This is a genomic window from Nonlabens ponticola, from assembly GCF_003966335.1.
GTDB lineage: Bacteria > Bacteroidota > Bacteroidia > Flavobacteriales > Flavobacteriaceae > Nonlabens > Nonlabens ponticola.
This window is the reverse complement of sequence record NZ_CP034549.1, coordinates 1,358,140-1,379,771: the sequence shown is the minus strand read 5'-3', so window position 1 is coordinate 1,379,771 and position 21,632 is coordinate 1,358,140. Positions and strand designations below refer to the sequence as shown.

The window sequence follows — 21,632 nt, the reverse complement described above, 5'->3', positions numbered from 1 at the left end:
AAAACTAAAATTATGAGAAGTATTTTATGGCTGGTAGCAGTAATCTGTTTAATTATTTGGGTCTTAGGACTTGTAGGTGTAGGCGATGGTATGGGCTTAGGTAGTCTAATCCACGTATTGCTAGTTATCGCAATAATCGTGATCCTTATAAACATCATATCTGGTCGCAGATAAAATTTTAATTTTAAAACTATAGAATTATGATCAAAAAAATATTATTACTTGCAATGGTAGCTATGTTTACAGTAGGTATTTCTAGCTGTAGAGAAGAGTCAACTGGAGAAAAAGTTGGCGATGCTATAGAAGATGCAGGAGACGACATAGAAGACGAGATGGAAGATTAATCAATCTATCATATCAAATATAAAAGCCTTTTCAAAAATTTGAAAAGGCTTTTTTTATGCGCTTTATGTATAAAGTGGTATCAATATAAATGCAAATTCTCGAAATATAAAGCATAAAAAACCGCCTGGATTCTGCAGTCCAGACGGCCATTCATTATACCCCTAAAGTATAACTAGTCCTCTATAGTGATAGGGAACACTACCTCTGCATCCGGCTCACCGCCTGCATTTGATACCGTACCATTATTAGGCTTATTAGGTTCATGAAGCAGTGTTACAGTCAAGTTGCCCGTACCAGCTGCACCTGTAGTTACAGTTGTTCTCAAACCGAGTGGATTACCATTATTGTCTGTATCATCTTTTGTGATCTGCAAACCGCTGATCGGTGATGCATAAAACACCTCATGATCATTTGATTCATCCTGTACCTCTTCTGTTATATTCTCAACATCACCGGGATCGCTCTCATTTAAGAATCTTATGTTTCCTGAATAGGTAGAATTTGTATCAAGATTATCGCTAACGGTAATCACTGGTGCATCAGGGCCATCACCATCATTATCTACCGCTTTTAAAACAATCACATCATCGTCGTTGTCATCATCATCGTCATCGTCGTCAGTTTTGGTTAGTGTGTACTCAACCGTAGTGATTAATTCTTCTGGGTTGATCTCTTCTGGTGAGTCGTCATCGTCGTCACATGCAACAAATGATGTTACTAGTAATGCAGCTAGTGCATATCTAAAAATTGGCTTTTTCATAGTTGTAAAGTTTACTGGGTTAAAATTAAAATTGTTGTTTCTCATAGCTCGAGAGTTTAAAAGTTATAGATGAATTGTAATTGAAAATCACGCCCTATGTCATCTGCATAAAAGCGTTGCCTGTTGAGATAGTTTCTATAATTGGTATTCAATAAGTTGTTTACGCGCAGGTTTAATTGCGCTTTCGCGAAAGCGTAACTGACACCAGCATTCCACAAGGAAAAACCACTAGGTGCTTCACTTATTTCCACAGTAACCGTTTGAAAATTTCCCTGATCATCCGGTATATTGACTTCGTAATCATCATCAGGAAATCGAGTCTGTGTAAGTACTGATTGATTAGCCAGTGTAAAACTTAGATTATCGATAATTCCATTGCTCCAGACCAATTCATTGTAAAATTGTGTAGGCGGTATGAGTATGAGCGGTTCATCGTCTGTTGTATTCTCGCCATAGATGTAAGAAAATCTTGAGTTGAGTCTCAAGGATTCAAAAAGCTCTGGGTTACCATCTGGATCTTCAGGATCCACAAGCTCAGTATAAACGATGTCCCATGAGGCACCTACATCGACACCAGCTAGCAAAGCATCTACCTGCTCATATTGATACACTGGAAATGCACCTCTTGTAGTCGTTTCCAACCCAATCGGTACTAATTGTATGTAGTCTTTTACTAAACTTAAATAAGGGTTGACCTCGATATCAACGGCGTTAAAACCACCTTTACCAGCATGGGCCGTCAAGTTCAGCTTATACGATCGTTCTTTTCTTAAATCGAGCTGGCCCAATTCTATAGTCGCCAGTGCGTGGTGCAACCCATCACTGAAGAGTTCACTAGGATTAGGCGCTCGACTGGCACTACTCAAATTAATCGCAAAGTCATAATGGTCATCCACAAAGTATTTGACACCTGCACTGAAAGCCAGTAGGCTGTAATCAAACTCAGGATTTGTCAATATCTGAGTACTTGTTTCTCGCACCTCGAATTGTGGGAATTGCTCGTCATAGCCCAAGTCTTCCCAGCGCGATAACTGATAAAACTTTTGTGCAGCGATACGATATAAATCATATCTCACACCAGCATCTACAAGCCACTTAGAATGGAATCTTTTATTGGCACTGATAAAACCACCTATCTTCTGGCTATCATAATCTGGTATCAATCGACGTATGCCAGTAGCTGGATTAGGCTCGTTGATTTGATGCAAACCGTCCACACCTAGTTCCAACTCTATATCTTCTAACGAATCTACCAGTAAGTATGCCGCCAGCGTGTGTGTCGTCAAGTCAAGATCCAGCGATGCACGACCAGCGTTAGCACCACGACGTATGTCAAATTCTAGCCTATTGTTAAATTGAAACGCATAATCTACCTCGAGTTTTCCCAGATTTGCAAAACGCTTGAAGCCTTTAAGCTGTAATCCATGATGTTCTACCTGCTGTTTAGGTGGATCGATATCATAGGTGAAATCCCGTACAATATTAGGCTGACCAGAGTTTATAGATCTTACAAGGTTGGTACTATTACCTATATGCGATGCACGCAGGATTCCCAACTCTGTATTATAATAGGAGTAATTGATGCTACCACCGTACTCAAATTGCTGGTACCCTACCGCGAGGTTACCTGAGAAGGTTTGCTCACCTGTATTACTCAAGACATAATCTGGTGCTTCATAATCACCCAATCGCTTACCGGTCAATGTTACACGCTGGTACCAGCCACTATTATTATAGTTCCCAATAGTTCCTGTGAGGCTACCACCACGACCATTTGATTGCAGTTGGCTTATGAGTTTGCCTTTCAAGGTGTCCATAGCCAGGAAACGCTCTGGTTCAATAATAATCGTTCCACCAATGGCATCGCCACCATACCTCAAGGCCGTTGCACCTTTTACAACTTCAATATTTGCTGCGGTGTTCACATCAATATTAGGTGAATGCTCTAGACCCCATTCCTGATCCTGTTGCCTTAAACCATTATTTACTATAGTTACTCTACTACCGTAAACACCATGAATAACTGGCTTTACCACACTATTGCCTGTCTTGAGCGCTGATACACCTTGCACAGTCGCGAGCGCGTCGCCTAATGTTGCACCACTATATTTATTAATGGTCTCCTGATCTACACGTGTACTAGACTGCGTCTGGTCATGATTATCGTGAACATCTGCTAGAATATCTACTTGCTCTAAGTCATTGATATGATGTTCTAGCTTGACGTTATAAGTCATATCACGTCTCAAACTAAGATTCAACGTCTTTGTCTCACAAGAAAAATGGGTCACTACAACCGTGTAATCACCTGCACACAGGTTCTTGATCTGGTACTCACCTAGTTCATTAGTGGTGCCGGTTTTTCCTGCTTCCTTAATGTAAACTTGAGCGAGTTCTAGTGGCGCTGCGTCATGAAAATCAGTAACGACACCTTTTAACTGTATGCGACAGTCCTGAGCCGTTGCGGTAATTGCCGATAAAAGGACAATTACCACGATATTTTTTAAAAACATAGGGTATTTACTTCATAGGTAGTACAATCGCCCGATGCGATCGTGTTATTCTAACTATGGGTAAACGGCGGTGGCCGTGATGGGTAGAAAGTTGGTTGGGATTCCGCTTTCGCGAAAGCGTAATGATCACCAACCTCAACACTTACAAGAATCATTACTGGTGGTGCTATTATAATCGCATCTTGACCCGTAAACTCTTCTTCCTGAAAATTTTGAACTACAAGACATAGCTCACATGAAGTGTCATCATCCTCATGAGAAAAACCGTGCAAAGAAGTTGCCTGCACTCCTAGAAAGAGCAGCAGTAATACTAATGAAGCGTATTTTTTGATGATAGACACGTTCAAATATATAAAATGTAAAATTATTACCAACAAAAAAAGCCAACTCTAGTGAGTTGGCTTTCTTAAATTTTAAAATTCTAATTAGTCTTCTAGGTAGAAGTCTACTGAACTTGCACCTGGCAAGAGATTATTAATAGTTGGAGCAATGTTACCACCGTTACCAATATTATTAAATCCTAATACACGACCACCACCGTTGGCAACCTCTGCGACTAATACTGAGTTTGTTTCAGTATCATAATCTACATCAATTGGGTTACCCAAGAATGTGTTTGATCCATACACTCTTGTTTGGGCGCCTGTTGCGATCGTTCCACCTTCTGGTGTTGCGTCAAATATATCTTGAAAGTTTTGGATCAAGATAAGACCACCATCGTTATCACTACTAGCTGCACCTATATCAGTCAATATCATCACGTCATCAGTGTTATCATATGCGATACCGTGAGTTCTTGTAAGGTTTTCAATCGACACCACTTTGTCTGCATCAAGATCATCGTCGTCATCGTCGTCATCATCCTCAGTGTTGTTTAGAAAGTCTTCAAATACAGCAATTTGATTAGTCTGGTCAACTACTGCATAAAGATCATCACCTATAAATTCAATACCCCATAGAGCAAAATCTACTTCAAAACGATCTCTTAATTCAAGACCATTTGATGTTCTTTCATAAACAAACAATTCATTACCATCGTCATCATCATTATCGTCGTCATCATCACTTAAATCATCGCTATTATCGCCATCACCATCGTTATCTGCTACAACGATAAATCTACCATTGCGTGCAATGGCACGTGGGCTTTCTAGATCGTCATCTGACTCTACTCCTGAAACGCCTGATACACCACCGTCGATTAAATCCTCGATTCCTGTATATGCACTTAAAGTTTGATTACTTCTTGATGCTACAAAAAGCTCGTTTCTACTTGCATCATAAATGATACCTTCATTTGAGTCTGAATTGTTGGTCAATGTAGTAACATCAACATCATCACGATCTTCAAAATCATAAACAGTCACATCACCATTTGCGACACTTGTTACATATAATTCTGCTCTGTCAAATCTTCCTTCCTCTAGGTCATCATCATCGTCACATGAGGTAAAGCCGATTACTGCGGTTGCCAATAAGGCAATTGTTAATTTGTTAATTTTCATAGTGTAAATAAATTATTTTTCTTTGAGTAAAACTACGTGCGATAAGTCATTGCAGTTGCTAATAAAACACTAACAGATTTGCAAGGGTTAACATTTGTCAACCCTAAATTCAACATATGATGGTTATTAGACCTTATTTACTTTAACATTCTAAAGAAAAAATAATCGGTTGATCACCGATATGCTCCATAAAAACGATAGGAATTACAAGAAAAAGTTCCAAACGAGCCCGAATCTCAAGGTCAAATCTCGATAGGGATGCAACGGTGCACTGAAGTAATCAGGGTCTGCAAATGGTGAATTTGCATGTTCTAACTTAAAGAAAATCCTTGTCTGCTGAATTTTGGCATTGAGGAAAATATCCACAAGTGGATAATCACCCAACTCTACTCGATCTTGTGTGTAGAATTCTCCCAGCACAGGATCATAGGCATCCATGAAATAAGAACTGAAGTATTTGAGCGTCACGCCTGTTTGTAACTTAAGAGCCTTTTTGAAAAACTCTCCTTCGTAGTAAATGGTATTGCGAGCTACAAATTCTGGAACATTGAAGATATTGTCTTGCTGGGTGACACTTTGATACATCAACGTGTGATCACTACCAAAATGATTTAAGAATCTAAAACCTCTATGAACCTTTACTTTTAAGTAGGTAATATCCTGATCAGTCTGCACCGGTTGCGGTGTAAATAGTACACCGACATTCTCATAATTGAAATATGCATGGTCTTGCATTGTGGTAAAGTCAACTTGAGCATCTAGATATTTATCGCTGTCAATCTTAAAAGTGAATTGCTGTTTCTTGATATTCTCAAAATTATTTTGCCAGTTATAAGCGATGTAATCACTTTGGTGAAGTTGCAAATTGAAATCTGGTGCGACGCTGTTTACACTCGCGCTGGCGGTAAGCAATACATCTTTTAACTGCAGACCAGCAGCGGCTCGTAAATACTGACCATCTAGATCACCTGCAAAATTGATCGCGCCATCTGCCTTAAAGTCAAAAACGCCCAATCGCTTAGCAAAAGCGGCTTTAAATTGATACACCTCACCTATAAGTCGATCATCCACCACGCCGTTTGACGTGTTTACAATACGATCATAGCCGTAATTATAATCTCGACGTGCCAATCCAGCCTTGAAATATCCTAATATATAGTGGTCATAAGTCAAGCCAGCCTCCACCAGACTATGCTCATAGTTGGTTTTACCTTCAATACCGCTAGAAACATAAGACTCGCCTAGAAATCCTGGTGTTGGTGTAGGCTCTGAAAACCTGTAGAATTTATCTTCAAAATAAGCGGTGTTATAAATCCTAGCGCTATAATAAGATGTGCTGTCTTTTTGCCCTAGCAACTCATAATCGTGATCGATGTAAAATCTGCGACCTTCCAATAAGCTTTCTGCATCGTTCAAATTAGGCTCTAGCCTACCACGATCGTCAAGATCTTCATCTTCATCTATAAATCCCTGAAGTGATTCTACTGTAAGCCCACCACTCTCTTGATTAGTCAAATCTTGAAAGGTGGTATGTAATCGCAATCGGTATTTTTTATCCTTGGTAAAGTAGTTAGAAGTAAATTTAAAGTTTCCTGTACTAGTAAGTGTATTGACATACTCACCGGCGCTGCGCATTCCTTTATAACTGATAGAGAAATTAAACTGCGGTGATAAGTTACTGGTAAAAAACGCATCGAGTTGCTGACCTTGGTTTACGGCAGTTTTAAAATACAACTCTGTTAACGGTGTTGGAACGTAGTAATCATAGACATCGTCAATCTCATAGTAATTATCGTGTCTAGCATTAGCGCCCATACCCGGCATGATTTGTTGCATGTGGACTTGCTTGCCCAATTTATTATAGGGCTGCCCTATGTTTTGAAAAGGCATGAGCTCAAAGTCATCACTTCTCAAGTAATTGAACTTGTAGTCTTTTTGAATCGATAGTGTCGTGTCAACATATGTTGTGTCACGAGACTGAGAAATTATTAGGTAATCTGTAATAGGCGGCTTCTCGCCATCTACCGTAAGTTCCTTGTTACTTATAGGTCTATCATCTTGATCCTGACCTATAGGAGTAAGTCCACCGCTGCGCTGTGCACTCACGCACCATGGCAAAGAAAATAGGACAATGAAGAAAAAACAATATCTCATGAGCGGTCAAAAATACTTATAAATAGCGCATATACTCATGAAATATTATGAGCACGACCACATTATAATACTATATTAAAAAGCCTCTTGCGGTTGCAGTCAACTTTACCATCCCAAATTCCTAATTTTGAATATGCTCCTACCACAAATATATCCTGATATTATTGAGTGCGGTACTGACGAGGCTGGACGTGGTTGCCTCGCTGGCCCTGTGACTGCGGCAGCCGTGATTCTACCACAAGATTTTAAATGTGCAGCGTTGAATGATAGTAAGAAGCTTTCGCGAAAGCGTAGAAACCAACTAAGAACTATTATAGAGAAAGAGGCCATTGCCTACCATGTGGCTCATGTGGACATGCGGGTGATTGAACAAATAAATATCCTCAATGCGAGTATTCAAGCCATGCATGAAGCCGTCAAAGGATTAAAAATTGAACCTCAACATATTGCAGTTGATGGTAACAGATTCAAAGCATATCCTGGCATCAATCATACTACTGTCATAAAGGGCGATGGTAAGTATTTGCATATTGCCGCGGCATCCATACTAGCCAAGACACATCGCGATGCGCTCATGCAACAGCTAGATCAGGAATTTCCACAATATGACTGGTGTAATAATCAGGGTTACCCAACCATGCGACATAGACAAGCGATACGCGATCACGGTACGACAGATTATCACCGCATGACCTTTAAATTACTACCAGAACAACTTGAACTGCCATTATAAGTTTCTTAAACGAGTGCTGAGTTTGAGTAATCATTTTACTTTTGCGATAAAGTATAGGGAATGAAAAGAGTATGGTATTTATTGGTTTTGCTAGTGATCTTCAATTCTTGCAAGGATGAAGACAGCGTTAGCGATGATCTAGTCGCTTACTTACCATCTGAATCCATCGCCGTAGTCTCGCTAACAGACATGGCACAACTCAATGAGTTTTTATCAAATAACCCTATCATCAATGCTGTGAATCAGTTGGACAGGTTTCAAGATCTAGCAACGGTTGGTTCATTTCTATTCAACACACCTGTAAAAGATGAAGCGCTCATAGCCTTGAGCATGGAAGGCAAGAACCAGCCCGTAATCACCATGATTACTTATGCTGAAAAATCACAGGTACCTGACAGCTTATCCACTACCAAAACCATTACGTACAATGACATTAAAATTAATGTCCGCGAGGTTGACGACAATACATACTATCAAGCCATAAAAGATGGACTGACTATTACTAGTTCCTCACAAATCGTGATGGAAAGTATCCTGAGAAGAAATCTAGGAGATTTTGTTTTTGACGGTATGTTCAAAGATTTATACGATCGCACTCATGGTAACGATCTATCCTTTTATATAAGATCGCAGAATAAATCTTGGTTTTGGGATTTCATGACTAATCAGACTGTTGAACTAACTAACAACAGTAAAAACTGGTATCAAACTGAAGTAGATGCTACCGATTCAAAGATGCAACTTGACGGTCTTGTGATCTACAAGGACAGTATCAAACAAAAGCAATCGCTTTACAATAATCTAGAAGCACAAGAGAATAAGGTAGCTCAATTGCTACCAGTGTCTTTTATCAAAGCCAGGTCTATTACCTACGGTGACAAGGCAGAGTTGATTACTAATTTAAAGACCTACCACAACAAGGCTGCTGGGAAAGATGGTCGTACAACGGCTATTCTTGAAAACAGCAATGAGCTCATGCAATTAGAATTAGAAAAGGGCAACGCAATAGCGATGCACTTAAAACCCTACGAGGAACTTTTCCTCAATCTGGATAGTTTGAGCAGTGACAAAACCACCTATCGCGATCAAGTCATCTATACGATGAGCGAGCCATGGAAAACAAATAATCTGCTACCACTCATTGACAATAGGAGCTATAAACATGTCATCGTTCTCGATGAATTTATGGTATGGACAGCTAGTGTGGAAACGCTGGAATTTATCATTGCCAATTACCAGAATGGCTCTACCCTATCTAGCCTAGCATGGTGGCAAGAGCAATCAAAGGAGCTCGCAACCAGCAGCTCCTTGCTTGAAGTAATAAGCACTCAATTTTATAAGGACACAGAAGAAAACTTGAGTAAGAACGATCGCGAACTTTTAGATAAAATTGAGGCGCAGGATTTTCCCGCAATCATTCATCAATATGTTCATGAAAACCAGTTCGCAACTTATCGCATGGTTGTTCCTATTAACAATCAGCAACAACTCGCGCCGCTTGTTGCTCAAGTAGGAACCTACAAATCATCAAATGATATTGTAGCTGGACCATTTATATTTCCCAATCATACCAACGGTAGTTATGATATCGCTATTCAAGATGTAGAATATAATCTTACCCTTATCGCACCTGACGGTACGGCCTACTGGAGTAAACAGCTGGACAACCAGATCATGGGTGACATTCAATCTGTAGATACTTATAAAAATGGACGTCGTCAATTATTATTTAATACACAAAATCAAGTATATCTATTAGATCGCAATGGCAATGATGTGGATGGTTTCCCGATAAAAACCCGTAATGACATCACACAACCGTTGAGTCTATTTGACTATGACAACAATAAAAATTACCGCATTCTACTTACCCTAGATGATGAATTAATCATGTATAACAGTAGCGGTAATAAAGTCAACGGCTTTAAATACACAAGTGACGGCGAGATTGCAGAATCACCACAGCATTTTAGAAAAGGTTCCAAAGATTACATTGCCTTTACCACCAGCTCTAATAAATTGAAGTTATTGAGTAGGACTGGAGATGTAAGAACAGAAATTGGTCAAACCATTGATAATACAAGCGAATTATACTTCAAGGACAATTTGATTCAAACCTTGAACAAGAACAGAGAATTGATCAAAATCAACCCAACCACTGGTAAAATCACCACAACTAAAACAGTCTTGAATAATGACGACTACATTGAAATGTCCAGTCGCACTCAAGTTCGCCAGTCAAAAAACGAGCTGCAGATCAACGACAATTCCATTGAATTACCATACGGTACTTACACGCCAGCAAGAATCCAATCAATAAATGGTAAAGACTTTATTTACACGGTCGACACTGGTGAGAACAAAGTATACATTTTTGACAGTAAAGGTGAAATGGTACCTTTTTTACCCGTTTACGGTAAGGCAATGACAACAATAGGTGGTTTAAACAGCCGCTTTATTGCGACCGTTGATGGTAATGAAGTGTTGATTTATAGTTGGTAATTAATCTTCCAGCTTGAACTCGATCTCAAAGTTCTCAATGATTTCCTGCACGCAACGCTCGGCTGCCGTGAAGCGTTTGTAGTCGTTATAATCTTTTACCTTTTTACGGTACTGCTCAAATTTATCTTCCTCTTCGTACACATTGGGAATCTCAGGATGCACATAATATTGACGACACACATTGCGTGTGTTTCCTAATTCTTCTGCAGCAGCATCATATCCTTCTAGCATATTTTTATCGCGTTGTTTCTTTGTTTCTGGCACTGGCAATTCCAGCATCTTCTCAAAAAAAGTAGTGGTCGCGCCCCAAGTTCTAAAATCCTTGGCGCTAAAAATATCACCAGCAACCTCATGAATATAATCATTGATCATACCGCTATCGATACCATGATGCGATCCATCTTTATCGATATATTGAAACAATTCCCAACCCGGAATTTCCTCGCACTGGTGTATTAGCTCTACGATTTCTTCATCAGTAATGGTGTGTGATTGCTGCACGCCCTTTTTACCCTTAAAATTAAAGGTCACGCCGTCACCATCATCTTCTACATGCTTAGTGCGTAGGGTAGAGAGTCCATAAGTTTTGTTTTTGCGCGCATAATATTGATTGCCAACACGTATGTGTGTTAGATCCATAACAGTCACTACCAGCGCTAGACACTTTTCACGAGGCATTCCTTTTAATGCTAGGTCACTTTCTAATCGCTTTCTTATTTTGGGTAACGCTTTCGCGAAAGCGGACATCTTAAAAAACTTTGTCTGGTTTCTTAGAAGACTCCACAAATCATGATATCTATACACCTTGCGGCCTTTGTCATCACGACCTACAGATTGCAAGTGACCGTTTGCCACACTGGAGATACGCACATCTTGCCACGCTGGCGGTATTACCAGCGACTTGATACGCTTGAGTTCTTCTTTATCCTTAACTCTCTCTGTATTGTTGATAAGATAGGTGAAACCACGACCGTGTTTCTTGCGATGAATGCTCAGGTGCTCATCTTGAATGTACACCAGATCTGCTAGGTGTGCGGCCATTTCAGGCTGGGTCAGTGCCTCGCGTATTTGTTCTGGTGTCAATGTCATGTGACTAAAGTAGGACGATGACTACTTATGGCAACCTAACGAAAACCCAATTGGCAGTTTTTATGATATTGTTGTCTCGTCAATCAGCTGCGCCTCAAAAAGTTGAGAAAACTGCTGCTTTATTTTCTCCTTGATCTCATCAGTATCAATATCTCGTTTTAGTTCTGCTGCGAGCGAAGTGACAGACTTGTCCTCAATGCCACATGGTATGATGTGATCAAAGTAACCTAAATCAGTATTGACGTTGAATGCAAAACCGTGCATGGTTACCCAGCGACTAGCACGCACGCCTAATGCACATATCTTGCGTGCAAATGGAGTACCAACATCTAGCCATACGCCAGTCTCACCAGGACTACGCTCGCCTTTCAAATTATAGTCAGCTAGAATATTAATAAACATTTCTTCTAGAAACCGCAGGTACTTATGAATATCAGTAAAGAAGTTTTCTAGATCCAGAATAGGATAGCCTGTAATCTGTCCTGGCCCATGGTAGGTAATATCACCACCTCGATTGATCTTGTAATAGGTTGCACCTATTTTTTCAAGTAATTCCTTATTGGCCAGCAAGTTTTGCTCATCACCACTTTTACCTAACGTGTACACATGATCATGTTCTACAAATAGCAGATGATTTCTAGTTTCCAGTCCAGCGTCTTCTCTCCTATTCTTGATTTTGGTATCCAGAACATCTTTAAAAAGCTGCTCCTGCAAATCCCAAGTTTCCTTGTAATCCTTACGACCTAAATCCTGAAAAATGACTTTTTTATTCATGATGTAAAGGTAGGAATAGCTTTAGGATTGATCACAGTGCCTAGGATGGGACTTGAACCCACACGTATAAATATACATAGCGCTGCCATAGGGATTAATCAAAGACCTCTTTACCTATCTGGATTATTCAAAATAATCAACGCCGCGATCACACCAGGAATCCATCCTAACAGCGTGAGTATAAAAACGATAAGAATAGAACCACAGCCTTTATCCAGCACAGCTAGCGGTGGCATAATGATCGCTAATATTACTCTCCATATGGACATAGGTCTTAGTTTTTATGCTATCAATAGATAACTTCAAATCTATGATTTAAAACGATATTATAAATGCTGCAGTGAGATTGTGGTTATTCAGCTTTCGCGAAAGCGGAAACTTTAAAATCCTCCTTGTTAGTCTCGTGCTAATACTCTTTGTCACACCAATGTGCAAGGTTATCTTTGCCCGCTTAAAGAAGATGTAACTATGCCACTTTCTGAACAGGAAATCGTAAGAAGAGATAAACTAGACAAATTGCGTGAGATGGGAATCAATCCATATCCAGCGGCGCAATATCATGTAGATGCGACTGCGGCGTCCATCAAAGCTGATTTTCAAGAAGAAAAAAAGGTAATTGTAGCTGGACGATTGATGTCGAGACGTATTCAAGGAAAGGCATCGTTTGCAGAGTTGCAGGACAGCACCGGTAGAATCCAGGTCTATTTTAATCGTGACGAGATATGTCCTGATGATGATAAAACATTATATAATGAGGTCTATAAAAAATTACTAGACATAGGTGATTTTATAGGTATTGAAGGCGAGCTTTTTACCACGCAGGTAGGCGAGCAAACTATCATGGTCAAGAACTTTGAGTTGTTGAGCAAGGCATTAAAACCACTGCCATTACCTAAAACAGATGCTGATGGAAATACATACGACGAGTTTAATGATCCAGAAATGCGCTATCGCCAGCGCTATGCAGATCTTGTGGTCAATCCAGATGTGAAGGAAGTTTTTGTCAAGCGCACCAAGCTTTTCAACGCCATGCGTTCATTCTTCAACAATCGTGAGTATTTTGAGGTTGAAACTCCTATCCTACAACCCATTCCAGGTGGCGCCGCGGCCAAACCTTTTATCACGCACCACAACTCGCTAGACATACCGCTATATATGCGTATTGCCAATGAGTTGTACCTGAAGCGTTTGATCGTGGGCGGTTTTGATGGTGTGTATGAATTCAGCAAGAACTTCAGGAATGAAGGTATGGACCGCACGCACAATCCAGAATTTACCGCGATGGAAATCTATGTAGCCTACAAGGATTACAACTGGATGATGGAGTTTACCGAGAACCTGCTGGAGCACTGTGCGGTAAAGGTGAATGGTAAGACGACAAGTACTTTTGGTGAGCATGAGATTGAGTGGAAAGCACCGTACCCACGTGTGACCATGACTGATGCGATCATCAAATACACTGGTTTTGACATTACGGGTAAAAGTGAGCAAGAGTTGTACGCTTTCGCGAAAGCGCAACAAATCGACGTAGATGAAACCATGGGGAAAGGCAAGTTGATTGACGAGATCTTTGGTGAGAAATGCGAAGGCAACTTTATCCAACCGACTTTCATTACAGATTATCCCAAAGAAATGAGCCCGTTGTGTAAATCACATAGGGACGATCCTAATTTGACAGAGCGTTTTGAACTCATGGTTTGCGGTAAGGAAATCGCTAATGCCTATACTGAGTTGAATGACCCTATCGATCAACGTGAGCGTTTTGAAGCGCAGGCTGCACTAGCAGATCGTGGTGATGACGAGGCTATGTTTATTGATCAGGATTTCTTGAGAGCGCTGGAATATGGTATGCCACCAACTTCAGGACTAGGAATAGGTATGGATCGCTTGATTATGTTCCTAACCAATAATCCGTCGATTCAAGAAGTGTTGTTCTTCCCACAAATGCGACCAGAGAAAAAAGCTGGCGTGGAGCTCAATGAGGATGAAAAAGTAGTATTTGAAAGACTCAAAAAACATCAAAAAGCTGACCTGAATGACCTAAAAGCAGAATCAGGATTATCCAATAAAAAATGGGATAAGGCTGTAAAAGGACTAACAAGCAAGAAAGTCGCCAAGGTCAGTAAAACCGATGACGGTTTGTTTATTGAGGTGTTATAAGCCCGATATTTAATTATAGTAAAAGCCGCTGTACAAACAGCGGCTTTTTTGTTGAGCTAAGTCTGTATTTTCCTGAATAAATATGACTGAAATCTTTCATACCATTAAACCTAACCAGAAAAGCTGCGTCATAAGTGTGTAACAAACAAATACATACACTATGAAAAATTTCCTTTTACCACTTGTGATGATTTTTGCTATGATAGGTGCCAATGCACAACGCAATCCTAGAATGCTAGCCAAAAATGCAAATCCTGAACAGACAGCAACCATCCAGGCGCAAAAAATGACATTGGCGTTAGATTTATCTGATAAACAGCAAAATCAAGTCAAACAATTAATTCTTGAAAAGCAAATGGATCGTCAGGAAAACAAAATGACTCGCGAGGAACGTCAAAAACTCACCGCAGAGCAAAAGCTTGAGCTACAAGAAGAAAGACTTGCCAAGCAAATCGAAATGAAGCGCGCTATGAAAGACATCTTGAACGAAGAGCAATACGAAAAATTTGAAAAGCAAATGGCTCGTAAGAAAATGCAAGCTCGCAAAAGAATGTCTGATCGCAGAGAAGATCGTCCAAGACGAGGTAAATAATTTTTATTTGGTTGATGATGTGAGCCTGATTGCAGTAATTGCTTTCAGGCTTTTTTCTTGCCATGCGGTACTTTATCAATACAATCTGCCGTCTGATAGAAATATGATAATAGTGTTATTCACCGATCAGATTTAAAGACATTGGTGTTCTTAGTCGGTTTTTCACTTCCTTTATCGGTGAAAAAGATTTCTATTGCATATATTTCTTTTAAATATGTGTCATGAGATATTTAGTTTTAGTAATTCTATTGTGTGGTTTAGGCGTTAGTGCGCAACAGGCTCCCGTTAAATTTGAGAAAATTAATGTCCTAAAACCCAGCCAGGAAACAACTCCCAAAGCAACCGCAGCTGAAAATCGCCAGCCTTTTCAAGTCATAACTAACAGTACGCCCATAAAAGCTGAGTCAATGGACGTAAAAATAGTTGCAAAGCCAGTAGCATTTAAAACTATTCAAGCAGTAAACCAGCTACCCAGTGTTCAAAGTATCATGCAAGCTGCTCAATTACTAGAAGGTAGAAGAATTGAATTGCAAGCGTTTCTAGAGAACTATAAAAATGTTCCAGCAAATGAAAACACCACGGTAAAAGCTAAAATTGGTGAGGAATCTACCACACCTAATAAAAGATTTCCTACCGCACTACGCGAGTTTTTAGGAGAAGAAAATTATGCTATCTATCGCAAGAGTTTTTTACGCTAAGAAATATAATTAATATTCAGACACCTTAGGCGCTTACCAGCTACCAACAACATCGCTAGTGGCGTGAATCGTTTTATCTAGATCTGCATAACTCAACGCGTCATTTAAAAAGTAACTTTCAAAAGCACTAGGCGGTAAATAAATACCGTGTTCTAGCAAGCCATGAAAGTATTTTTTAAACCAATCGTTATTTCCAGTTGCAGCACTTTGAAAATCAACTACTGGCTTGTCTGTAAAGTGCACCGACATCATGCTGCCATATCTATTGATCTGGTAATCGATTCCTTTGCTTGACAACGCTTCATCAATGCCTTTATGAAGGTATTCTGTTTTCTTTGCTAGACTGGTAAATACTTCTTTATTGGAGTTAAGATGATGTAACATGGCAAGACCAGCACTCATCGCTAACGGATTACCACTCAAGGTTCCTGCCTGATACACTGGACCAATGGGCGCCAGATGGTTCATAATTTCTTGACGTGCCGCAAAAGCACCTACCGGCAATCCACCACCTATTACTTTACCATAAGTCACAATGTCTGCCTTGACTCCTGTTGTTTCCTGGGCACCACCTGGCGCAAGGCGGAAGCCTGTCATCACCTCATCAAACACAAACAAAGAGCCATGTGCATCGCACAATTCTCTAATACCTTCTAGAAAACCGTCCTGCGGAATGATACAGCCCATATTTCCAGCAATAGGCTCTATGATTACACAAGCAATCTGTTCTATATTTTTCTCAAAGATTTCTTTCACCGCATCCAGATTATTGTAAGGTGCTAGCAAAGTATCTTTTGCGGTACCAGCGGTAACGCCAGGACTATTGGGACTACCAAAGGTTACTGCACCGCTACCCGCTTGAATCAGGAAAGAATCGCTGTGACCGTGATAACAACCAGCAAATTTGATGATCTTGTCTCGACCAGTGAAACCGCGAGCCAGTCGCACGGCACTCATGCACGCCTCGGTTCCTGAATTTACCATTCGCACCTGATCAATATTAGGTGCCATGCTCACTACGAGCTTTGCGATTTGAGTCTCAATTTCGGTGGGCATTCCATAAGAAGTACCATTCTTAGTGGCTTTTACCACAGCCTCAACCACTGGTTCAAATGCATGTCCCAAAATCATGGGACCCCAAGAAGCTATGTAATCAATAAGCTGGTTGCCATCTGCGGTGTGTAGGTAGGCACCTTTGGCCTTTTCTACATAAACAGGATCGCCGCCTACAGCGTTAAAGGCGCGTACTGGAGAATTGACACCACCAGGAATATATTGTTGAGCCTCTTTAAATAGAGCGCTACTACGTTGATAGGTAAAAGACATGAAATATTATTTTGAATCTGGCTCGATAAGTATGGTCGCGCCTACGGCGATCTCATTACTCTTGAGTCCATTAATGATCTTAATGCGATTAACGCTGGTATTGAATTTTTTAGAAAGACCGTATAGCGTGTCGCCTGCCTTAATAGTATAATTTAACTGATCGGCAACCATCGCTGCTGGTTGAGTGCGTACATTAGTATTGCCCAACACTTCATCGTCATATCGATCTAGTTGGTAACGCTCGATAAGGCTGATGAGTTTTTGTGGATACCTTATATCCGTGGCATAACCTGCAGCACGCAATCCACGAGCCCATGCTTTGTAATCGTCTAGATCTAATTCAAACAATTTACTATACTGCTTGCGCTGCGTCAAGAATAAGGAGTGATCTCTATAACTGTAACTAGCATCCTTGTATTTTCTAAAACATTCTTGCGCAGCATCGTCATCGTGATAAATCCTACCGCCAGTCCAGCCTTTATGGCACTTAACGCCAAAATGGTTATTTGCCTCAACGGCAAGTCGACCTTTTCCCGATCCACTTTCTAGAATTCCTTGAGCCAGTGTAATGCTTGCAGGAATTTTATAGAGTGCCATTTCTTCCATCGCATCTTGTGCAAACTCGTCAATGTAAGCAGATACTTGATCCTTGAAAACAGGCTTGATTTCTTGAGTAACTTTTTCTTCGGTTTCCTTTACCACTCGCGGTTGTGGTCTAGTGGTACGTTGATCTTCTCGTGTTGTGGGAATCTTTTTAGATCCACAACTGGTCAAGATGATGAGTAGTAAAAAAAAGCAACCGTATTTATAGAATCTCACTTGCATAATCAATCGTGATGCGACCTTTTTTAAGCAGCATGGCATTGTAATCTTTGATGCCTTGTAAACCGCCCGTATGAATCGCTAAAATACGAGTTTTACTGCTAATGACACCTTGCTGAATCAGCAGTTCTAGACCGTACATCATCTTTGCCGTGTAGATAGGATCGAGAGGAATTCCGCTTTCGCGAAAGCTAACGTTCATATAACTAATCAACACATCATTAGATCGTGCATAACCACCAAATGTATTCTCACTCACTACCTCAAAATTGGTGCGCCTAGTATATTTTGAAATCTCCTTCTTGAGAAAATCGCCCTTCAAAGCGCTAAAAACGAACACAAATTGATTAGAACTGCTAGATTCGATAATTCCAGCTGCGGTACCACCGGTACCAGCCGCCACGGCAATTATTTGGTAGGTGTTTTTATCATTTTCAGTTAAGATCTGGGCGGTTCCTTTTATGGCTAGATCGTTTGTGCCGCCTTCGGGAATGTCGTAGTAGTTACCATGCTCTTCTACTAATCTGTTTTGCACTATTTGAGCATTCTTGTGTTTATAGGATTCACGATCCATAAAATGCAACTTCATACCCTTGTCATGGGCAAGCCTGAGAGTGCTATTATGTTGTAAGGTTTTCTCGATGTCATGAGCTAATTCTTCTCCTCGTATAACACCGATTGTTTGTATTCCTAATAGTTGACCTGCCGCAGCGGTTGCTGCAATATGATTTGAATGCGCACCGCCATAAGTTAACACGGCGCTCTTATCCGAATTTAAGAAATCCCTTAGGTTGTATTTGAGCTTGCGCAGTTTATTGCCCGATACACTAGGGTGTAATAAATCATCACGTTTTATATTGATGCGAGTGTCACCAATATCTTTAAATAATTGATTGATGGAGTCTTGAGGTTCAAATATTAGATTCCAAGTCATTTTGTTCTTGCATTATAGAATTTCACAAACGCCCAGATAGATCTAGATTCTAGGTACTCTTGATTAGTATCCATTGAATATGCCTCTTTCTCAAAAACAATATTACGGTATGCAGTACGATGACTGTATTTCAATCTCAAAGCTAAATACTCCAATATATACCATAGATAAAAAGGAATGATGAGCAACTCTAATTGTTGTCTCAAATGAATGTACTCATGATTTATCAATTGTTTATCATGTGACATTTCACGTTCACGCAGGAGGACAAATGGATATAGGGTGATACCATCAATATTGAGAAGCTTCAATTGCTTGAGTATGATAATCACCTAGATTAATTTGAAAAGCCAATATAATAACTATTGTCACTTCAAACGATTATTTATACGTAACTCTCTAAATTACCAAATGTTAAATGTATCGATTAACAGAAAAATTATCGGCTTTGAGTTAACAATAGATAAAATATTAAGATTTAAAGGTCATAAGCTTAACGATCAATTAGCATAAAACCGCTATATCGCTGAAAATACGCAGTTTATCTTTGCGCCGAATTAAAAAAGTCGATCAAATTATGATTTTAAGGTTACTCTGTTTATTTTTATTTGTATTAACAATTACTGTACAGGCACAGGTCGGTATAGGTACGGCTACCCCAGCAGATGGTACGCTGCTGCACCTAGAAGGTGATGGTACAGAAGGATTGCTTATCACTAAGGCGAGTATAGCAAATCTAGGCACGGTAACACCTTTACCTACCGGCACTCCAGTTGGTACCATGGTTTATAATACTAATACTACAACTGGTGAAGGTTTTTATTTTTGGGATGGCAACACCTGGGAACGACTGGCTGAGGCAGATGAGGATACCTCTGTTTACAATACGGATGGAAACTTAAGCGGTGATAGAGAAATTAACGCCGCTAATAATAGATTGCAAATCAACAGCTCATTAGGAGAAAATGCCTTGACTTTAAGACGCACCAGCAACGCGGATTCTCTAGGTATAGCCTTTCGCAATAGCGGTAATAGTTATGATGCTGCTATTTATTTGAATACAGCTACGCAAGGTAAATTGGTTTTTGCCACACAAGGCAACAATCCTGACCCTAGTCTGGTAGAATCCACTCTGGAACTTAATGAGAATGGTAGCATTACACTACCAGAATATGCTGATGCGACCCTTAATGGAACAGCCACAGGCATTTTGGGCGTTGATGCAAATGGTGATGTAGTACGTCAAGACACAGGCGCATACTCTGGTAATATTTATAATACGAATGGGACACTAACAGGTGATCGTACAATTCAAACTAATGACAATTTGTTGAGAATTGAAAATAGTGCAAACCGCAACTTGAACATCATTCCTGCAGATCCTACTGATCTCAATGCACCGTTCATCTTTGCTACAAATAATAGCATCGATTTTAAAATCGATGACAATGATACTTTTGCCATAAATTCTAACAGTGATATTGGTATAGGAACTACTGACCCAGCAGGTAAATTGCATATAGTTGAGGAAGTAGGTACTGAGTCCAGTCCAACTCAAGGCTCACTAATAATAGAACACAATGATGCAGGCGGTTCATCGTCCATAATCTTTCCTAGTGCCGAAAACAAAGGCAGTGATTATGCCTACATACAATTTGATGACAATAATAATGTTGGTACTAGTCCTGAGAATGCATTACTCAGTATTGGTATTGAAAACGATGGTAACACTGCATTAACAGTTGTAGACAACATTAATATTAAAGCGACAGGATCTGTAGGCATCGACAATGCCACACCTAATGCAAGTGCGGCGATAGATATGGGATCAACAAATCAGGGCTTGTTGATAAATCGAGTTGCTTTGACTGACGCGTCTCAACAAGGCCCAATAGCAAATCCAGCGACTGGATTATTGGTATTCAATACAGCAACTAATTTCACACCTGCTGGTTATAATAATGATGTGCGGCCTGGCTTTTATTACTGGAATGGCACACGTTGGGTGCCTCAAACTCCCGAAAGCAGATCTGCAAGATTTACAAGCAATAATAATACAATCAACCTAAATGTCAATCCTGCCGACGAGGTGCCTCTATTTGGTTTTCAGGTATGGAATGATGATAATGCGCTCTTTGCACCTGTGGAATTGTCTGCCAATGGTAATGACCTTATCATAGGTGAAGACGGACGTTATGAGATTAAGGTAAATATTCCAATTATTCGTACCTCTGGTACCAATAGAACAAATATTGACGCAGAAATTGAGGTCACTAGAGGTGGCGTTGATATTATTACTGGGGCAACATCTTCAAATAGCTACATACGACGTCAAGAGTCACATGATGCGAGTACTATAATAATCAATGAAACTGTTGAGCTTCAGGCTGGCGATGATGTTTCCATATTAGTTTCAGGAGAAACCACAAGTACTGAGCCAGTCGTTATACGTTCCATAGGTGCAGCAAACTTTACCATTACCAAAGTAAAATAACCCACTACCTTTACAGGATGAAAAAGATCATTCCTGTGGAAGATGGCGATTACTACCTCACTCCAGAAGGTTACCGCTGCTTTACAGAACAATATCATCTTAAACGCGGCTATTGTTGCAAGAGCGGCTGTCGCCATTGTCCGTATGGCTATGATAAGGATCGCGACTAATTCCATGATCGCGGGCTACAATACGGCATTGATTTTGATGTTTATTTGATGGATCATGTTT

General features: G+C 40.1%; 21 protein-coding genes. 9 read left to right on the top strand and 12 right to left on the bottom strand.

Features of this window, described 5'->3' with window-relative positions; translation table 11 throughout:
• Window positions 1-12 precede the first annotated feature (12 nt).
• Together EJ995_RS06180 and EJ995_RS13145 are read left to right on the top strand one after the other, a co-directional pair.
• The gene (locus EJ995_RS06180; RefSeq protein ID WP_126446672.1) at window positions 13-174 is read left to right on the top strand and encodes a lmo0937 family membrane protein; all 162 of its coding nucleotides are present in this window, start codon (window positions 13-15) and stop codon (window positions 172-174) included.
• Window positions 175-200: 26 nt separating this feature from the next.
• A complete protein-coding gene (locus EJ995_RS13145) occupies window positions 201-344 on the top strand; it encodes a hypothetical protein (protein ID WP_164549879.1) in 144 nt (47 codons plus the stop codon).
• A 173-nt stretch (window positions 345-517) separates the two neighbouring features.
• On the opposite strand, the gene EJ995_RS06175 is transcribed toward EJ995_RS13145, so the two are convergent.
• From EJ995_RS06175 to EJ995_RS06155, 5 genes are all read right to left on the bottom strand, one after another.
• The gene (locus tag EJ995_RS06175; RefSeq protein WP_126446670.1) at window positions 518-1,105 is read right to left on the bottom strand and encodes a type 1 periplasmic binding fold superfamily protein; all 588 of its coding nucleotides are present in this window, start codon (window positions 1,103-1,105) and stop codon (window positions 518-520) included.
• Between the two features lie 56 nt (window positions 1,106-1,161).
• Window positions 1,162-3,618, bottom strand: a complete 2,457-nt coding sequence (locus tag EJ995_RS06170; protein ID WP_126446668.1) for a TonB-dependent receptor — start codon at window positions 3,616-3,618, stop codon at window positions 1,162-1,164.
• 50 nt (window positions 3,619-3,668) lie between these two features.
• Window positions 3,669-3,959, bottom strand: a complete 291-nt coding sequence (locus EJ995_RS06165; protein WP_126446666.1) for a hypothetical protein — start codon at window positions 3,957-3,959, stop codon at window positions 3,669-3,671.
• An 84-nt stretch (window positions 3,960-4,043) separates the two neighbouring features.
• Window positions 4,044-5,123, bottom strand: coding sequence for a hypothetical protein (locus EJ995_RS06160; RefSeq protein ID WP_164549878.1), 1,080 nt, complete (start codon window positions 5,121-5,123; stop codon window positions 4,044-4,046).
• Between the two features lie 204 nt (window positions 5,124-5,327).
• Window positions 5,328-7,277, bottom strand: a complete 1,950-nt coding sequence (locus tag EJ995_RS06155) for a putative porin (protein ID WP_126446664.1) — start codon at window positions 7,275-7,277, stop codon at window positions 5,328-5,330.
• Window positions 7,278-7,410: 133 nt separating this feature from the next.
• On the opposite strand from EJ995_RS06155, the gene EJ995_RS06150 reads away from it, so the two are divergent.
• Entirely contained in the window at window positions 7,411-8,010 is a 600-nt protein-coding gene (locus EJ995_RS06150) for a ribonuclease HII (protein WP_126446662.1), read from the top strand.
• A gap of 60 nt (window positions 8,011-8,070) precedes the next feature.
• The gene (locus tag EJ995_RS06145) at window positions 8,071-10,512 is read left to right on the top strand and encodes a hypothetical protein (RefSeq protein ID WP_126446660.1); all 2,442 of its coding nucleotides are present in this window, start codon (window positions 8,071-8,073) and stop codon (window positions 10,510-10,512) included.
• Here the strand turns inward: EJ995_RS06145 and EJ995_RS06140 are convergent, their stop codons facing one another.
• The 3 genes from EJ995_RS06140 to EJ995_RS06130 form a co-directional block, all read right to left on the bottom strand.
• A complete protein-coding gene (locus tag EJ995_RS06140) occupies window positions 10,513-11,601 on the bottom strand; it encodes a DNA topoisomerase IB (protein ID WP_126446658.1) in 1,089 nt (362 codons plus the stop codon). It abuts the gene before it with no gap.
• 60 nt (window positions 11,602-11,661) lie between these two features.
• Window positions 11,662-12,375 carry a lipoyl(octanoyl) transferase LipB gene (lipB, locus tag EJ995_RS06135; RefSeq protein ID WP_126446656.1) on the bottom strand — a complete coding sequence of 238 codons (714 nt, stop codon included), beginning with the start codon at window positions 12,373-12,375 and terminating at the stop codon, window positions 11,662-11,664.
• Window positions 12,376-12,485: 110 nt separating this feature from the next.
• Window positions 12,486-12,644 (bottom strand): YqaE/Pmp3 family membrane protein, encoded by a 159-nt coding sequence (locus tag EJ995_RS06130; protein WP_126446653.1) that lies wholly within the window; start codon window positions 12,642-12,644, stop codon window positions 12,486-12,488.
• Window positions 12,645-12,843: 199 nt separating this feature from the next.
• Between EJ995_RS06130 and lysS the strand changes: the two genes are divergently transcribed.
• From lysS to EJ995_RS06115, 3 genes are all read left to right on the top strand, one after another.
• Window positions 12,844-14,535, top strand: coding sequence for a lysine--tRNA ligase (gene lysS, locus EJ995_RS06125; RefSeq protein WP_126446652.1), 1,692 nt, complete (start codon window positions 12,844-12,846; stop codon window positions 14,533-14,535).
• A gap of 160 nt (window positions 14,536-14,695) precedes the next feature.
• Window positions 14,696-15,127, top strand: coding sequence for a hypothetical protein (locus EJ995_RS06120; protein ID WP_126446650.1), 432 nt, complete (start codon window positions 14,696-14,698; stop codon window positions 15,125-15,127).
• Window positions 15,128-15,348: 221 nt separating this feature from the next.
• Window positions 15,349-15,825 (top strand): hypothetical protein, encoded by a 477-nt coding sequence (locus EJ995_RS06115; RefSeq protein WP_126446648.1) that lies wholly within the window; start codon window positions 15,349-15,351, stop codon window positions 15,823-15,825.
• Between the two features lie 33 nt (window positions 15,826-15,858).
• Here the strand turns inward: EJ995_RS06115 and hemL are convergent, their stop codons facing one another.
• Genes hemL through EJ995_RS06095 form a run of 4 tightly spaced genes read right to left on the bottom strand, consistent with a single transcriptional unit; the run spans window position 15,859 to window position 19,239 of the window.
• Entirely contained in the window at window positions 15,859-17,151 is a 1,293-nt protein-coding gene (gene hemL / locus EJ995_RS06110; protein WP_126446646.1) for a glutamate-1-semialdehyde 2,1-aminomutase, read from the bottom strand.
• 6 nt (window positions 17,152-17,157) lie between these two features.
• Window positions 17,158-17,976, bottom strand: a complete 819-nt coding sequence (locus EJ995_RS06105) for a glucosaminidase domain-containing protein (RefSeq protein WP_126446644.1) — start codon at window positions 17,974-17,976, stop codon at window positions 17,158-17,160.
• On the bottom strand, window positions 17,957-18,907 hold the full coding sequence (locus EJ995_RS06100) for a 1-aminocyclopropane-1-carboxylate deaminase/D-cysteine desulfhydrase (protein WP_126446642.1): 951 nt from the start codon (window positions 18,905-18,907) through the stop codon (window positions 17,957-17,959). Before EJ995_RS06100 ends, EJ995_RS06105 begins: the two co-directional genes overlap by 20 nt.
• A complete protein-coding gene (locus EJ995_RS06095) occupies window positions 18,904-19,239 on the bottom strand; it encodes a hypothetical protein (RefSeq protein ID WP_164549877.1) in 336 nt (111 codons plus the stop codon). The genes EJ995_RS06100 and EJ995_RS06095 overlap by 4 nt, the downstream gene beginning before the upstream one ends.
• A gap of 245 nt (window positions 19,240-19,484) precedes the next feature.
• On the opposite strand from EJ995_RS06095, the gene EJ995_RS06090 reads away from it, so the two are divergent.
• Complete coding sequence (locus tag EJ995_RS06090) at window positions 19,485-21,401, top strand: autotransporter outer membrane beta-barrel domain-containing protein (protein WP_126446640.1); 1,917 nt, start codon at window positions 19,485-19,487, stop codon at window positions 21,399-21,401.
• A 17-nt stretch (window positions 21,402-21,418) separates the two neighbouring features.
• Entirely contained in the window at window positions 21,419-21,571 is a 153-nt protein-coding gene (locus EJ995_RS13140; protein WP_164549876.1) for a DUF5522 domain-containing protein, read from the top strand.
• Window positions 21,572-21,632 lie beyond the last annotated feature (61 nt).

Excerpts from the sequence above, each read along its gene's own strand:
- EJ995_RS06180 (WP_126446672.1), top strand. The coding sequence starts at position 13 with ATGAGAAGTATTTTATGGCTGGTAGCAGTAATCTGTTTAATTATTTGG.
- EJ995_RS13145 (WP_164549879.1), top strand. The coding sequence starts at position 201 with ATGATCAAAAAAATATTATTACTTGCAATGGTAGCTATGTTTACAGTA.
- EJ995_RS06175 (WP_126446670.1), bottom strand. The coding sequence starts at position 1,105 with ATGAAAAAGCCAATTTTTAGATATGCACTAGCTGCATTACTAGTAACA.
- EJ995_RS06170 (WP_126446668.1), bottom strand. The coding sequence starts at position 3,618 with ATGTTTTTAAAAAATATCGTGGTAATTGTCCTTTTATCGGCAATTACC.
- EJ995_RS06160 (WP_164549878.1), bottom strand. The coding sequence starts at position 5,123 with ATGAAAATTAACAAATTAACAATTGCCTTATTGGCAACCGCAGTAATC.
- EJ995_RS06155 (WP_126446664.1), bottom strand. The coding sequence starts at position 7,277 with ATGAGATATTGTTTTTTCTTCATTGTCCTATTTTCTTTGCCATGGTGC.
- EJ995_RS06150 (WP_126446662.1), top strand. The coding sequence starts at position 7,411 with ATGCTCCTACCACAAATATATCCTGATATTATTGAGTGCGGTACTGAC.
- EJ995_RS06145 (WP_126446660.1), top strand. The coding sequence starts at position 8,071 with ATGAAAAGAGTATGGTATTTATTGGTTTTGCTAGTGATCTTCAATTCT.
- EJ995_RS06140 (WP_126446658.1), bottom strand. The coding sequence starts at position 11,601 with ATGACATTGACACCAGAACAAATACGCGAGGCACTGACCCAGCCTGAA.
- lipB (WP_126446656.1), bottom strand. The coding sequence starts at position 12,375 with ATGAATAAAAAAGTCATTTTTCAGGATTTAGGTCGTAAGGATTACAAG.
- EJ995_RS06130 (WP_126446653.1), bottom strand. The coding sequence starts at position 12,644 with ATGTCCATATGGAGAGTAATATTAGCGATCATTATGCCACCGCTAGCT.
- lysS (WP_126446652.1), top strand. The coding sequence starts at position 12,844 with ATGCCACTTTCTGAACAGGAAATCGTAAGAAGAGATAAACTAGACAAA.
- EJ995_RS06120 (WP_126446650.1), top strand. The coding sequence starts at position 14,696 with ATGAAAAATTTCCTTTTACCACTTGTGATGATTTTTGCTATGATAGGT.
- EJ995_RS06115 (WP_126446648.1), top strand. The coding sequence starts at position 15,349 with ATGAGATATTTAGTTTTAGTAATTCTATTGTGTGGTTTAGGCGTTAGT.
- hemL (WP_126446646.1), bottom strand. The coding sequence starts at position 17,151 with ATGTCTTTTACCTATCAACGTAGTAGCGCTCTATTTAAAGAGGCTCAA.
- EJ995_RS06105 (WP_126446644.1), bottom strand. The coding sequence starts at position 17,976 with ATGCAAGTGAGATTCTATAAATACGGTTGCTTTTTTTTACTACTCATC.
- EJ995_RS06100 (WP_126446642.1), bottom strand. The coding sequence starts at position 18,907 with ATGACTTGGAATCTAATATTTGAACCTCAAGACTCCATCAATCAATTA.
- EJ995_RS06090 (WP_126446640.1), top strand. The coding sequence starts at position 19,485 with ATGATTTTAAGGTTACTCTGTTTATTTTTATTTGTATTAACAATTACT.
- EJ995_RS13140 (WP_164549876.1), top strand. The coding sequence starts at position 21,419 with ATGAAAAAGATCATTCCTGTGGAAGATGGCGATTACTACCTCACTCCA.